Source organism: Streptomyces venezuelae, assembly GCF_008642355.1.
Classification (GTDB): Bacteria; Actinomycetota; Actinomycetes; order Streptomycetales; family Streptomycetaceae; genus Streptomyces; species Streptomyces venezuelae_B.
In genome coordinates, this window is record NZ_CP029193.1 from 6,579,273 (window position 1) to 6,592,020 (window position 12,748).

The 12,748-nt window shown below is 72.5% G+C and carries 9 protein-coding genes; 6 read left to right on the forward strand and 3 right to left on the reverse strand.

Annotated features, from left to right (window positions below; translation table 11 throughout):
- Positions 1–298: 298 nt before the first annotated feature.
- Entirely contained in the window at positions 299–1,369 is a 1,071-nt protein-coding gene (locus DEJ47_RS30135; protein WP_317850846.1) for a cytochrome P450, read from the forward strand.
- On the opposite strand, the gene treY is transcribed toward DEJ47_RS30135, so the two are convergent.
- A complete protein-coding gene (treY, locus tag DEJ47_RS30140) occupies positions 1,305–3,815 on the reverse strand; it encodes a malto-oligosyltrehalose synthase (protein ID WP_150175951.1) in 2,511 nt (836 codons plus the stop codon). The genes DEJ47_RS30135 and treY overlap by 65 nt on opposite strands.
- 90 nt (positions 3,816–3,905) lie before the next feature.
- Here treY and DEJ47_RS30145 point away from each other — a divergent pair, with 90 nt between their 5' ends.
- Positions 3,906–5,216 (forward strand): MFS transporter, encoded by a 1,311-nt coding sequence (locus DEJ47_RS30145; RefSeq protein ID WP_150173517.1) that lies wholly within the window; start codon positions 3,906–3,908, stop codon positions 5,214–5,216.
- Here the strand turns inward: DEJ47_RS30145 and glgX are convergent.
- Positions 5,170–7,278 carry a glycogen debranching protein GlgX gene (glgX, locus tag DEJ47_RS30150; protein WP_150173519.1) on the reverse strand — a complete coding sequence of 703 codons (2,109 nt, stop codon included), beginning with the start codon at positions 7,276–7,278 and terminating at the stop codon, positions 5,170–5,172. The genes DEJ47_RS30145 and glgX overlap by 47 nt on opposite strands.
- A gap of 157 nt (positions 7,279–7,435) precedes the next feature.
- Here glgX and DEJ47_RS30155 point away from each other — a divergent pair, with 157 nt between their 5' ends.
- The 4 genes from DEJ47_RS30155 (at position 7,436) to DEJ47_RS30170 (ending at position 11,733) form a co-directional block, all read left to right on the forward strand.
- Positions 7,436–8,221 (forward strand): Tat pathway signal sequence domain protein, encoded by a 786-nt coding sequence (locus DEJ47_RS30155; protein WP_150173521.1) that lies wholly within the window; start codon positions 7,436–7,438, stop codon positions 8,219–8,221.
- A 64-nt stretch (positions 8,222–8,285) separates the two neighbouring features.
- Entirely contained in the window at positions 8,286–9,599 is a 1,314-nt protein-coding gene (locus DEJ47_RS30160) for a copper amine oxidase (RefSeq protein WP_150173523.1), read from the forward strand.
- Positions 9,600–9,702: 103 nt separating this feature from the next.
- Positions 9,703–10,944, forward strand: coding sequence for an SAV2148 family HEPN domain-containing protein (locus tag DEJ47_RS30165; RefSeq protein ID WP_150173525.1), 1,242 nt, complete (start codon positions 9,703–9,705; stop codon positions 10,942–10,944).
- A gap of 78 nt (positions 10,945–11,022) precedes the next feature.
- Positions 11,023–11,733, forward strand: coding sequence for a 3'-5' exonuclease (locus DEJ47_RS30170; RefSeq protein ID WP_150173527.1), 711 nt, complete (start codon positions 11,023–11,025; stop codon positions 11,731–11,733).
- Between the two features lie 46 nt (positions 11,734–11,779).
- Here the strand turns inward: DEJ47_RS30170 and DEJ47_RS30175 are convergent, their stop codons facing one another.
- Complete coding sequence (locus DEJ47_RS30175; RefSeq protein ID WP_150173529.1) at positions 11,780–12,643, reverse strand: phosphotransferase enzyme family protein; 864 nt, start codon at positions 12,641–12,643, stop codon at positions 11,780–11,782.
- Positions 12,644–12,748: the final 105 nt, after the last annotated feature.

Here is a 12,748-nt window from a genome sequence, read left to right on the forward strand (position 1 = left end):
CGTACGCGGACTGCGGCGGAAGTCCCGAAGTGATCCTCTGGAACACACCCGCGCGGCCGCTCGCCGCGCCGACGCACAGGTGGGAGCCCCCGCGGTGCGCTGCCCTCCCGTCCCGCCGGACGGCCCGACACCCCCGCCGGAGACACGTCCCGCCCCGCGCGCGCCGTCCGCGCTGAGCGCAGGATCAGCCCCGGCCGCGCTGCGCCCCCCGCCGTTCACGTCGTGCGCCCCCGTGGATACCGGAACCCGGACACCGAGACCGCCCCGGGCGGCGCCGCCCAGCCTCATGTCCCCCGGTGTGGCGAGCGATCCGTACCCCGCGTTCCGGGCGCTGCGGGAGGGTTTCCCGCTGGTGCGCGACGAACTGCTCGGCGCGTGGGTCGTCAGCAGGTACGCGGACGTGTGCGGGGCGCTCGTCCAGGAGGGGCTCGTCGCGGTGCCGCCGGGGCGGACCCTCACGCACATGGAGGGCCACACGCACCGCGCCCACCGGGCCCTGGTCGAACCCGCGCTGCGGGGCCGCGCCGTCGCCGCCCTGGCCGCGGGCGCCTCGCGCACCGCCCACGTCCTCGCCCGCCGCATCGCCGCCCGCGAGGAGGCCGACCTCTTCACCGAGTTCTGCCAGTGGCTGCCGACCGCCGCGGTCATGGCGGCCCTGGGCCTGCCCCACGAAGACACCGCCCGCGTCCAGGTGTGGTGCCGCGGCGGCCTCACCCACCTCGGCGGCCACCACCACGAACTGGACGCCTGCCTGCGCCCCCACCTGGACCGCCGCAGGGCCCACCCGGGCACCGACCTGCTCTCCGTGCTGTGCGGCGCCGAGATCGACGGCAGGCCGCTCTCCGACGAGGCCGTGTGCGGACTCGTCGGCTCGCTGCTCGGCGGGGGCGGGGAGGCCACCGCGCTCGCGTTCGCCTCGTTCCTCGCCAACCTCCTGGACGACCCGCAGCAGCTGGCCGTCGTCCGCGAACGGCGCGCACTGATCCCCGCCGCCTGGGCGGAGTCCCTGCGCCGCGACCCGCCCGCCCCCGTCGTCCTGCGCCGCGCGGTCCGTCGGGTCACCGTGGCCGGAGCGCCCCTGCCCGCGGGGGCGGTCGTGGCGTGTCTGGTCGGCGCCGCCAACCGGGACCCCGCCCGGTTCGCCCGCCCGGACCGCTACGACATCCACCGCTCCGACCCCGGCCGCCTCGCGTTCGGCACCGGCCGCCACGCCTGCCCCGGCGCCGAGCTCGCCGCCCGCACCGCCGAGTACGGCCTGCGCGCCCTGCTCGACGCCCTGCCGGGCCTGCGCTGGGCCCCCGGGTTCAGACCGGCTCCCCGGGGGCTGCTGACCCGCGGCCCGCGGACTCTTCTCGTACGCCCCCGGTAGGAGACTCCCCGGCACCGGTGACGCGCGCCAGGAGTGCCACCGGTGACGCGGCGAACAGCTCCTCCACGCGCGCGTGCCCCTCGAACTCCCGCCCCGGCGCGAGCAGATCGGTCCACCGGCCCGGCGGGAGCGCGAGCTCCGTCCCGCGCCAGCCGCCCGCGTCCGCGAGCCGCAGCGACAGCCGTGTCACGGCGGTCACGATCTCCCCGGAGCGCGCGAACGCCACACAGTGCCCGGCGCCGGGCCCCTGCGCGGCCAGCGGCTCGTACGTCGCCGCGCCCCCGAACAGCTCGGGCCGCCGCCCGCGCAACCGCAGCGCCGCCGCCGTGAGCGCCAGCTTCTCCTCTGACAGGTCCCAGCGTTCCCGCTGGGAGTCGAGCCGCTCCAGGACGTGCGGCTGGAAGCGGGCGGGCCGCCGGTTGTCGGGGTCGACCAGCGCGCGGTACTCGCCCTCCGTGCCCTGGTAGACGTCGGGCACGCCGGGCATCGTCAGGTGCAGCAGCGCCGCCCCCAGGACGTTCGCCCGCACATGCGCGTCCATCTCCCGCGCGAAGGACGCCACCGCGTACAGCGGCGGCCCGCACGGACCCGCCTCCACGAACGCGGCCACCGCCTTCTCGTACGCCTCGTTCTGCTCGGTCCAGCTCGTGTGCAGGCCCGCCTCGCGGACGTGCTTCAGGAGGGCGTTCTGCAGCCGCTGGTCGTAGGGGAACCCGAAGCCGACGGCCGTCTGCCAGGCCGCCCAGGCCAGTTGCGGGTCGGGCGCGCCCGTGCCGCCCGTCCGCGAGGTCTGCTCGGTGACCTCGGCGAGGAGGTCGGCCCACCGGCCCGGACACTGCGTCAGGACGGAGATGCCCGCCCGTACGTCCGCGCTGCGCTTGGTGTCGTGCGTCGTCAGGACCGTGCCCGAGTAGGGCCAGTCGCGCTGCACGCGCGCGCAGTACGCGTGGAACTCCTCCACGGGCACCGCGGGCCGTTCGGGGGCGCCGCCCACCTCCGCCGCCGAGAGGAGCGGCGCGTGCCGGTAGAACGCGGTGTCCTCGACGGCCTTGGCGCGCAGCGCGGACGCGGTCTGCGCGAACCGGGCGCGGAACCCGGCCATGGCGTCGGCGGCCTCCGCGGCCTCTCCGACGGCCCTGACGCGCCCCAGCGCCAAGTCGCGCACGACGTCGACCGCGCGTGCCTCCTCGGGCACGCTGAACACCGCCCTGGCCTCTTCGGCGGCCTGCTCGGTGAGCACCGTCTCGGGTGCGTCGCCCCCGGAGACGTACGGCCGGTAGACGGGAAGCCGGACGAGCAGCTCCCTGAGGGCGGTGCGCAGCGTCCACGGCGCGTGGTCGCGCAGCGCGGGGACCGTCGCGCAGATCGCGCCCGCCGCGCGGGTGAGGCGGTCCACCTCCGCGGCCAGCTCGCGCGTGACGACCTTGTACGCGGCCCGGCGCACCGTCGCGTCCCAGTCACCGCCCCGGTCGGCGGGGGCCGCGGCGAAGCGCCGGTACTGCCCGAGGAGTTCACCGGCGCCCGCGGGGTCGGCGAGGACGCCGTCCACGTGCCGCAGCGCGTCGTAGCCGGTGGTGCCCGCCACCGGCCAGGCGGCGGGCAGGCGCTCGCCGTCGGCGAGGATCTTCTCGACGACCGTCCAACGTCCGCCCGTCGCCTCGTGCAGCCTCTGGAGGTACGCCCCTGGGTCCGCGAGACCGTCCGGATGGTCGATCCGCAGCCCGTCGACGACGTCCTCGCGCAGCAGCTGCAGGATCTTCCCGTGTGTCGCGTCGAAGACGTCCGGGTCCTCGACGCGCACCCCGATGAGATCGGAAATGGTGAAGAAGCGCCGGTAGTTCAGCTCGGTACGGGCCAGCCGCCACCAGGACAGGCGGTACCACTGCGCGTCCAGGAGCTGCGGAAGCGGCAGCCCCGCCGTGCCCTCCCGGATGGGGAACGCGTGTTCGTGATAGCGCAGTACGTTCCCGTCGACCCGCAGCTGTCCGAGCTCGTCGCCGAGCCTGCCGCCGAGGAACGGCATCAGGACGCGCCCGCCGCCCGCGTCCCAGTCGATGTCGAACCAGCGCGCGTAGGACGAGCCGGGCCCCTCGCGCAGCACCTCCCACAGCGCGTGGTTGTGGCGCGGCACCGCCGCCATGTGGTTCGGCACGATGTCCACGACCAGACCGAGCCCGGACTGCCGGGCGGTGCGGGACAGGGACCGCAGCCCGTCCTCGCCGCCGAGCTCGTCGCGCACGCGCGCGTGGTCCACGACGTCATAGCCGTGCGTGGAACCAGGGACCGCCTCGAGCACCGGTGACAGGTGCAGATGCGAGACACCGAGCGAGGCCAGATGGGGGACGGCCGCCTCGGCGGCCGCGAAGGGGAAGTCCGGCTGCAGCTGCAGCCGGTACGTGGCGGTGGGCGGCGGCGGTGCCGCGGGGCCGGGGCGCTCCGGCGTCATGCGCGTCATGCGAACGTACGTACCCGCTCGGGAGGCTTTCGTGTCATCGACTCATGCGTGCGGGGACGACGGCGTCGTTAGCGTCGGACGATGGCTGAGAACACACGGGACGCGTACCGCACAGTGCTCCGGATGACGGGGGTGCCGCTGCCGGTCGTCTCGTTCCTCGGCAGGCTCCCCGTCGCCATGATCCAGTTCGGCAGTGTGCTGCTGGTGACCGAGACCAGCGGATCGCTGGCCACCGGCGGGATCGTCGCCTGCGCGCTCGCGCTCGGCCAGGTGGCCCTGGGCCCGTTCGTCGGGCGCCTCGCGGACCGGCGCGGCCAGCGCTCCGTCGTCCTTGCCTTCTCCCTCGTCAACGCCGTGGCCATCGCGGCGTACACCCTGGGCGCCCTCGCCGGCCTTCCCACACCCGCCCTCCTCGCCCTCGGCGCGCTCGCGGGCGCGACCGTCCCCGGGATCGGCCCGCTGGCGAGGGCCCGCGTCGTCCCACTGGTCCGCGCCAAGGGCGGCGACGACCGGCTCGCCGGGACCGTGCTGTCCCTGGAGAGCACCATGGACGAGCTGTCCTTCGTCCTCGGCCCCGCCCTGGTGGGCCTCGCGTCCGTCGCGGGCCACCCGGCGTACGCCTTCGGTCTCGCCTCGCTCCTCGTCGCCGTCTGCGGCACGGCCTTCGCCCTGCACCCCACCGGACGTACGCCGAAGGCGGTCCCGGAGCACCCCGCACGCGCGCGTGGCGGACGCCCGCGCCTGCCGCGCTCCGTGTACGTGGTGCGGGTGGGGCTCCTGTTCCTCGGGGTGCTGCTCGGCGCCTGCGGCGCGGGCATCACCGCGCTCACCGACGAGCTCGGCCGACCCGGGCAGGCGGGTCTCGTGTACGCGGCGATGGGCGTCATGAGCGCGGTCGTCGGTCTCTCCATGGCCGCGCTGCCCGAACGCTTCGGGCTGATCGCCCGCTGGCGCGTGGCGACGGCCGCCGCGGCACTCCTGTCACTGCCCCTGGTGTGGACGGACAGCTTGATCGGCCTCTACGCAGTGGTCACTCTGTTCGGCGCCGTCTACGCGCCGAACCTCATCACCGGCTTCGCACTGACCGAGCGCGCCGTGCCGCCGCGGCGGCTCGCCGAGGGCATGACGTTCGCGGCGAGCGCGTTCGTCGGCGGCCAGGCGGTGACGCTCGCGGTGGCCGGGCGCCTCGCGGAGTCGCACGGCGCGGGGGCGGCGTTCGCCCTCGGCAGCGCGGCCGCGGCGGTCGCGTTCGTGATCGCGTTGATCGCCCGCCACGACCCGCACCGCCCCGACCCGTCACACCGCCCCCATGAGACGTACCGCACAACCGCCGCCACCGTCACCGTCACGCCGGACGCTGCAGCACCGCAAGGCTCCGGTCCGCCAGCGTGATCCGGTCGCCGGCCCGCACCTTCGGTCCGGGCTCCGGCGGCACCCCGTCCTCGCGCGCGGTGTCGATCACGAGCTGCCACTGACGGCCGTGGTTGACCGGCACCACGAACTCGATCGCGTCGGGGGACGCGTTGAACAGGAGCAGGAACGAGTCGTCGGAGATCCGCTCCCCGCGCGGCCCCGGCTCCGAGATGGCGTTGCCGTTCAGGAACACGCTGAGCGCCCGCGCCTGCGACGAGTCCCAGTCCGGCTGCTCCATCTCATCACCCTCCGGGGTGAACCAGGCGATGTCGGACAGCTCGTCGTGCGTGCCCTGCACCGGCCTGCCGTGGAAGAAGCGGCGCCTGCGGAAGACCGGATGGTCGCGCCGGAGCATCGCCATCGTCCGGGTGAAGGTGAGGAGGGAGTTCTCACCGTCCGGCCAGCGCACCCACGCCAGTTCGTTGTCCTGGCAGTACGCGTTGTTGTTGCCGGACTGCGTGCGCGCGAACTCGTCGCCGTGACTCAGCATCGGCACACCCTGCGAGAGCATCAGTGTGGCGGTGAAGTTCCGCATCTGCCGCGCGCGCAGCGCCAGGATGTCCGGATCGTCCGTCTCACCCTCCGCGCCGCAGTTCCAGGACCGGTTGTGGCTCTCGCCGTCCTGGTTGTCCTCACCGTTGGCGTGGTTGTGCTTCTCGTTGTACGAGACGAGGTCGTGCAGGGTGAAACCGTCGTGGCAGGTGGTGAAGTTGATGGACGCGAGAGGGCGCCGCCCGTCGTCCTGGTAGAGGTCGGACGAGCCGGTGAGCCGCGACGCGAACTCCGCGAGGGTGCGCTGCTCGCCGCGCCACAGATCGCGCACCGTGTCGCGGTACATGCCGTTCCACTCGGTCCACAGCGGCGGGAAGTTGCCCACCTGGTAGCCGCCCTCGCCGACGTCCCAGGGCTCGGCGATCAGCTTCACCTGGCTCACCACCGGGTCCTGCTGCACGAGGTCGAAGAAGGACGACAGCCGGTCCACCTCGTGGAACTGACGCGCCAGCGTCGCCGCGAGGTCGAAGCGGAACCCGTCCACGTGCATGTCCTGGACCCAGTGCCGCAGCGAATCCATGATCATCTGGAGGACGTGGGGCGAACGCATCAGGAGCGAGTTGCCGGTCCCCGTGGTGTCCATGTAGTAGCGGGGGTCGTCGGTCAGGCGGTAGTACGAGGCGTTGTCGAGGCCCTTGTAGGAGAGCGTCGGACCCAGGTGGTTGCCCTCGGCGGTGTGGTTGTAGACGACGTCGAGGATCACCTCGATGTTCGCCTCGTGGAGCGCCTTGACGGCCTGCTTGAACTCCAGGACCTGCTCGCCGCGGTCGCCCCAGGAGGCGTACGCGTTGTGCGGGGCGAAGAAGCCGATGGTGTTGTAGCCCCAGTAATTGTTCAGGCCCATGTCGACCAGGCGGTGGTCGTTCACGAACTGGTGGACCGGCATCAGCTCCAGGGCGGTGACGCCGAGGCCCGTGAGGTGCTCGATGATCGCCGGGTGCCCCAGCGCCGCGTACGACCCGCGGAGCTCCTCCGGAAGGTCCGGATGCAGCATCGTCAGGCCCTTGACGTGCGCTTCGTAGAGCACCGTTTCGTGGTACGGGGTGCGCGGGGGCCGGTCGTCGCCCCAGTCGAAGTAGGGGTTGACCACGACCGACGTCATCATGTGCGGCGCCGAGTCCATGTCGTTGCGCTCGTCGGGCTCGTCGAAGTGGTAGCCGTACACCTCCTCCCCCCAGTCGATGCGCCCGCTCACCGCGCGCGCGTACGGATCGAGGAGCAGCTTGGCGGAGTTGCACCGGTGCCCCTGCTCCGGTGCGTACGGGCCGTGCACACGGAAGCCGTACCGCTGGCCCGGCATGACGCCGGGCAGGTACGCGTGCCGCACGAACGCGTCGGACTCGCGCAGCTCGACGGCGGTCTCCGAGCCGTCGTCGTGCAGCAGACACAGCTCCACTCGCTCGGCGGCCTCGGAGAAGACCGCGAAATTCGTGCCCGCTCCGTCGTACGTGGCACCTAAGGGATACGCCTGCCCAGGCCAGACCTGCATGTATACGACTCTTCCACTCACGCCCCCTCAAGTCGGGGCCACTTCGGCCAGAGTGTGCCCGAAAGTGGGGCAACCACCCAGGAGTTGTACCCGTCTAACCGTCTGACCACATACTCGGCATGCCCACGAATGGGGCGCCAGGGGAGTAGGGGGAGTAGTGCGAGACATAGTCAGACGCCACCTGGGGAAGGTGGTGGCCGGTACGACGGTCGCGGTCGCCGCGGCAGCCGTGCTGGTGGGCGTCAATCTGTCGGGGTCCGAGGCGGGCGGGTCGGGGGACCGCCAGGCCAACGCGGCGGCGGCGAAGCAGGACGCCGTGGCCAAGGACGGCGTCGTGGAGGCGGCGCCGGAGGAAGGCGCGAAGGGAGTCGGCAGCGACCCGCTGACCGACGAGGAGATCGAGCGGGCCGAGAAGGCCTCGGTGTCGGGCCGGCTGCGCTCCAGCGCACGGGACGTGGAGGGTGACCGCGGCCCGCAGCTGCTGTCCACCAACCTCAGCGAGCCGGACCCGAACGGCGGCGACGCGCCGCGCAGCGCCGAAGTCGTGTACTACGACTACAAGAAGGACACCGTCATCACCAAGACGGTGAACCTGGAGACCGGCAAGGTGGCCGACACGGTCACCACGAAGAACGTGCAGCCGCCGCCCAGCCAGGAAGAGCTGGCCGAGGGTGCCAGGCTGCTGATCGCCGACCCGCTCGGCAAGGGGCTGAAGAAGGACTTCAAGCACGCCACGGGCAAGACGCTCACCAGCCCCGACCAGCTGCAGCTGAGCGGCATGGTCTTCCGCAAGGAGACCGTGAAGCGCGTGCCTGCCAGCCTCGGCGAGTGCGGCAGGAACCGGTGCCTGCAGGTCGTCACCAAGGTCAAGAGCGGCCCGTGGATCGACACCAGGGCCCTCGTCGTCGACCTGAGCACCCGCACCGTGGGCCGCCTCGGCTGATCCCGGCCACCCGCTCACGACACCACACGCCACCTTCTCCTCGGACGAGGGAGTCCACTTCACCATGCACGTCAACAGACTTTCGCGCGCCCGAAAGAGGGCCACGACGGCCCTCGCGGTCTCCGCGCTCGTCGGCGGCGCCGTCACCGTCGCCGGACCCGCAACCGCGGCCCCGCGGGCACCGCAGGCACCGGCCGCGGCCGACTGCAGCGACGCGTACAAGATCGAGCAGACCGTCGACGGCGGCACGACCTGGCGCATGTGCTGGCACTACAACACGCTCTCCGGCCTGATCCTCGACAAGATCAGCTACCAGCCGAAGGGCGAGGCGAAGCCGATCCCGGTCCTCACCAGCGCCCGGCTCGCCCAGGTCCACGTCCCCTACGACGACGGCCAGGCCGAGTACGACGACGTCACCGGCACCGACTTCGGCCAGGCCCTGCAGAACCTCAACCCCGGCGAATGCCCCGGCGGCACCATCAAGACCGTCAAGGTCCCGCACCGCGGCAACGTGAAGGGCCTGTGCACCACCACGCGCGCGCGTGGGCACGCGTACCGCCTCAACGACGACGCGAGCACCGGCGGCACCGGGAAGACCTTCACGGGCCAGGGCAAGGACCTCCTCGTCTACACCGTGAACAAGGCCTCCTGGTACGAGTACATAACGGAGTGGCGCTTCTCCTCCGACGGCACCATCACCTCCAACGTCGGCGCCACCGGCAGCCTCTCGCCGTACGACTACGACGGCGGCGACGACCGCGGCTGGCCCATCGGCAAGGGCGACCAGGCCAAGGCCGAGAGCCACGCCCACAACGTCTTCTGGCGCCTCAACTTCGGCCTGGACGGCTCCCCGAAGGCCAAGGTCGAGCAGTACGACTCCAAGGTCACCCCGCCCACCGGGGACGGCAGCCCCACCACGAAGACCACCCGCACCAAGGTCACCAAGGAGCTCGCCGGCGACCGCAAGGACATGCGCTGGTGGCGAGTGGTCAGCAACACCGGCAAGAACAAGGACGGACATCCGCGCTCGTACGAGATCGTGCCCGGCCCCAGCACCAAGCACGCGGGCCGCGAGTTCACCAAGCACGACGTGTACTTCACCCAGTACAAGAAGTGCGAGCAGTACGCGAGCAACAACCCCGGCTGCCCCAACGGCACCCCGGACAGCGTCGACAAGTGGGTGAACGGCCAGGCCATGGACCACCCTGTCACCTGGGTCCACGTCGGCTTCCACCACATCGCGCGTGACGAGGACCAGCAGCCGATGCCGGTCCACTGGCAGGGCTTCTCGCTGGCCGCGCGCGACGTCACCGCCATGAGCCCGCTCACTCCGCAGGACCTCGCCGACCAGAACGGTCAGCCGCCGGTCGGCCGTTGAGAAACTGCCCGGGCCATCGGGCTGCACCGCCCGCCGCTCCCGGAGTACCCTTCCTTGATCGTTGACCGGGGGAGTGTTCGCGGGAGCGGAAGGCGGTGCGCGGGTGAGCTCGGGCGGGCGGGAGCTGCCCCCTGGTGACGAGGGTCACGAGGGGAGCTCCGCGGACGTACCCCCTGGAGCGGTGTCCCTGGCCCGGCCGATGGAGATGGGATCTCAGATCGGACCGGAACTGGACTGGGACGCCGACGCCTGGCGCGAGGTCCGTACGCGCGCGCAGCGCGCGGGACGGGCCTACATCTGGCTGAACCTGGTGGAGCAGCGGCTGCGCGCGGTCGTGGCCGCTGTTCTGCGTCCCGTCTACGAACCCGTCCATGCCGACGACTGGGTCGTCGCCGCGGCGGGCCCGGCCGGACAGGAGTGGGTGCAGCGGGCCGTCGCCGTGCGCGAGGTGAGCCGCCGCAAGGGCTATCTGCTCGACCCCGCCGACGACAACGTCCTCAGCTTCCTGACGCTGCCGCAGCTGCGCGAGCTGATGGTGCAGCACTGGCCGTGCTTCGAGCCGTACTTCGACGACCGGCGCGACGTCGAGCTCGCCCTCGACGAGCTGGAGGTCACCCGCAACGTCGTCTCCCGCAACCGCGCCCTCTCCGAGACGGTCCTCGCCCAGGCCGAGCGCGCCTCCGCCCGCCTCCTGGACATGCTCGGCTCGGGCACCGACACGCCCTCCGCGCGCCGCCTCCCCGTCGACGCGGTCGAGGATCTCGTCGGCGACCGGTACGCGGACGTGGTGGCCGTGCACTCGGACCGGGTGCGGCTGCTGCGCCGGTTCCCGGCGGAGGACATGTTCGGCGGCGCCCGCAGGCTCGATGCCATCGGGATAGGGCTCAACCTCCTGGTGCAGAACTTCTCCGGGCGGCGCCTGGTCCGGCTGGCCGAGTCCGGGTGCCGGACGCGGCTGCTCTTCCTCAATCCGGCGAGCAGCGCGGTCAAACGCCGGGAGCGCGAACTGGGGATAAAAAAGGGCGAGTTGAGCCGGTCCGTCGAGATGAACATCCTGCACATGCGCCGGGTCAGGGCGCGACTCAAGGACCCCGGCTCCTTCGAGATCCAGGTGTTCGACGAGACGCCGCGCTTCACCGCCTACCTGGTCGACGGGGACGGCGCGGACGGCATCGGCGTCGTCCAGTCGTATCTGCGCAGGACCCGCGGGATGGAGGCGCCGGTACTGGTGCTGAGGGGCGGCAGCCGGGTGGTCAAGTCGGGCGATCCGGGCGAGGGCGGCCTTTTCGCCACATACCGCGAGGAGTTCGAGGTGGCCTGGGCGGACTCGCGCCCGGTGTCCTGACTCCGCCCCCCGGATTGTCAGTGGCGCATGGGATCGTGGTGGTCACTGGGGGAAAGCACCACGAAGAAGGGGGCGGCCATGGGCTGGCACCAGGAGCTGCTGATCGGTTTCGACCTGGAGACGACAGGGACGGATCCGAACGAGGCGCGCATCGTCACCGGCGCGGTGATCGAGGTCAAGGCCGGCGAGACGCTGGGGCGCCGCACCTGGCTCGCGGACCCGGGAGTTCCGATCCCGGCGGACGCGGTGGCCGTGCACGGCATCACGAACGAACGGGCGGCGGCCGAGGGCAGGCCCGCCGCCGAGGTCGCGGACGCGCTCGCCGACGTCCTGACGTCGTACTGGCTGTCGGGCGTCCCGGTCGTCGCGTACAACGCGGTCTTCGACCTGAGCCTGCTCTCCGCCGAGCTGCGCAGGCACGGCCTGCCTTCCCTGCGCGACCGGCTCGGCGGCAGCGCCCCCGGCCCGGTGATCGACCCGTACACGATCGACCGCTCCGTCGAGCGCTACCGCAGGGGCAAGCGGAACCTGGAGGCGGTCTGCACGGAGTACGGCGTGCGGCTCGAGGCCGCCCACGACGCCGCGGCCGACGCCCAGGCCGCCGCGCGACTGGCCTGCGCGATAGCCGACCGCCACCCGAAGGTCGCGTCCCTCGGCCCCGCGGACCTGCACCGCAGCCAGATCGGGTGGTACGCGGAATGGGCCGCGGACTTCCAGAACTTCCTGCGCAAGAAGGGCAACGCGGACGCGGTCGTGGACGGGGTGTGGCCGCTGCGCGCGGAGAGCTGATGCCTCAGGCGGAGAGCTGCCCCCCCCCGCGTGGGACGCTCACTGCTCAGAAGGGGTACCAGCGGACTTCCGCGTCCCCGTCCCTGAGTGACGCCACCCGCCTGCGGAACTCGGCGAGCGCCTTCGGGTTGGACGGCGCGTGCTGCGCGACCCACGCACAGCTGGCCGTCTCCCGCGCGCCGCGCAGCACCGCGCACCCCTCCCACTCCCGCACGTCCCAGCCGTACGTCGACACGAACCCGTCGTACGCCTCCGGCGCGAGCCCGTACCGGTCGCGGGAGAGCGCCATGACGACCAGATCGTGCTCCCGCAGATCGAAGGAGAAGGTCTCCAGGTCCACGAGCACCGGCCCTTCCGGACCGATCAGGACGTTGCGGGGCAGCGCGTCCCCGTGGATCGGCCCCGGTGCGAGACGGGGCGTCAGCGCCCCCGCGGCCGCCGCGAACCCGTCCCTGCGTTCGCGGAGATAGTCCGCGTCGGCCGGGTCGACCGCGTCACCCGCGAGCCGCAGCCACCGCTCCACACCACCGAGCAGTTCACGACGGGGGAGCTCGAAGGAGGGGGAATCCAGATCGTGCACGCGACGGATCAGCCCGGCGAGATCGCGCGGCTCGGCCGGGCGCACCGCCTCCGGCAGCCGGTGCCAGAGCGTCACCGGATGGCCGTCCACCAGCCGCGCCTCGGGCTCGGCGGCCCGCACCGCCGGGACGCCCGCCTTTTCCAGCCAACGGGCGATCGCCGTCTCGCGCCGCGCCCTGGCGAGGAGCTCGGGGGCGGCCCGTCCGACCTTGACGACCAGCTCGCCGACGGCGAACACCGCGTTCTCGCCGAGGGCGAGCAGGTGGGCCCCGCCCGCCGGAACCGGCAGATCCGCCGCGTCCAGTACGTCCCGCGCCCGCGCCTCGTCCATCCCGTGCCTCCCGCACCCGTTGCCCCGTTCGCCCGACAGTCTCGCATTCGCACAGGCCAAGCGGCGTGCGAGGGCGCGCAGCTGCTTGACGTATCAAGATCACAT

Bases quoted from the DNA above. Each gene is read 5' to 3' on its own strand.
- treY (WP_150175951.1), bottom strand. From the start codon at position 3,815: ATGACGCCGGAGCGCCCCGGCCCCGCGGCACCGCCGCCGCCCACCGCC.
- DEJ47_RS30145 (WP_150173517.1), top strand. From the start codon at position 3,906: ATGGCTGAGAACACACGGGACGCGTACCGCACAGTGCTCCGGATGACG.
- glgX (WP_150173519.1), bottom strand. From the start codon at position 7,278: ATGCAGGTCTGGCCTGGGCAGGCGTATCCCTTAGGTGCCACGTACGAC.
- DEJ47_RS30160 (WP_150173523.1), top strand. From the start codon at position 8,286: ATGCACGTCAACAGACTTTCGCGCGCCCGAAAGAGGGCCACGACGGCC.
- DEJ47_RS30170 (WP_150173527.1), top strand. From the start codon at position 11,023: ATGGGCTGGCACCAGGAGCTGCTGATCGGTTTCGACCTGGAGACGACA.
- DEJ47_RS30175 (WP_150173529.1), bottom strand. From the start codon at position 12,643: ATGGACGAGGCGCGGGCGCGGGACGTACTGGACGCGGCGGATCTGCCG.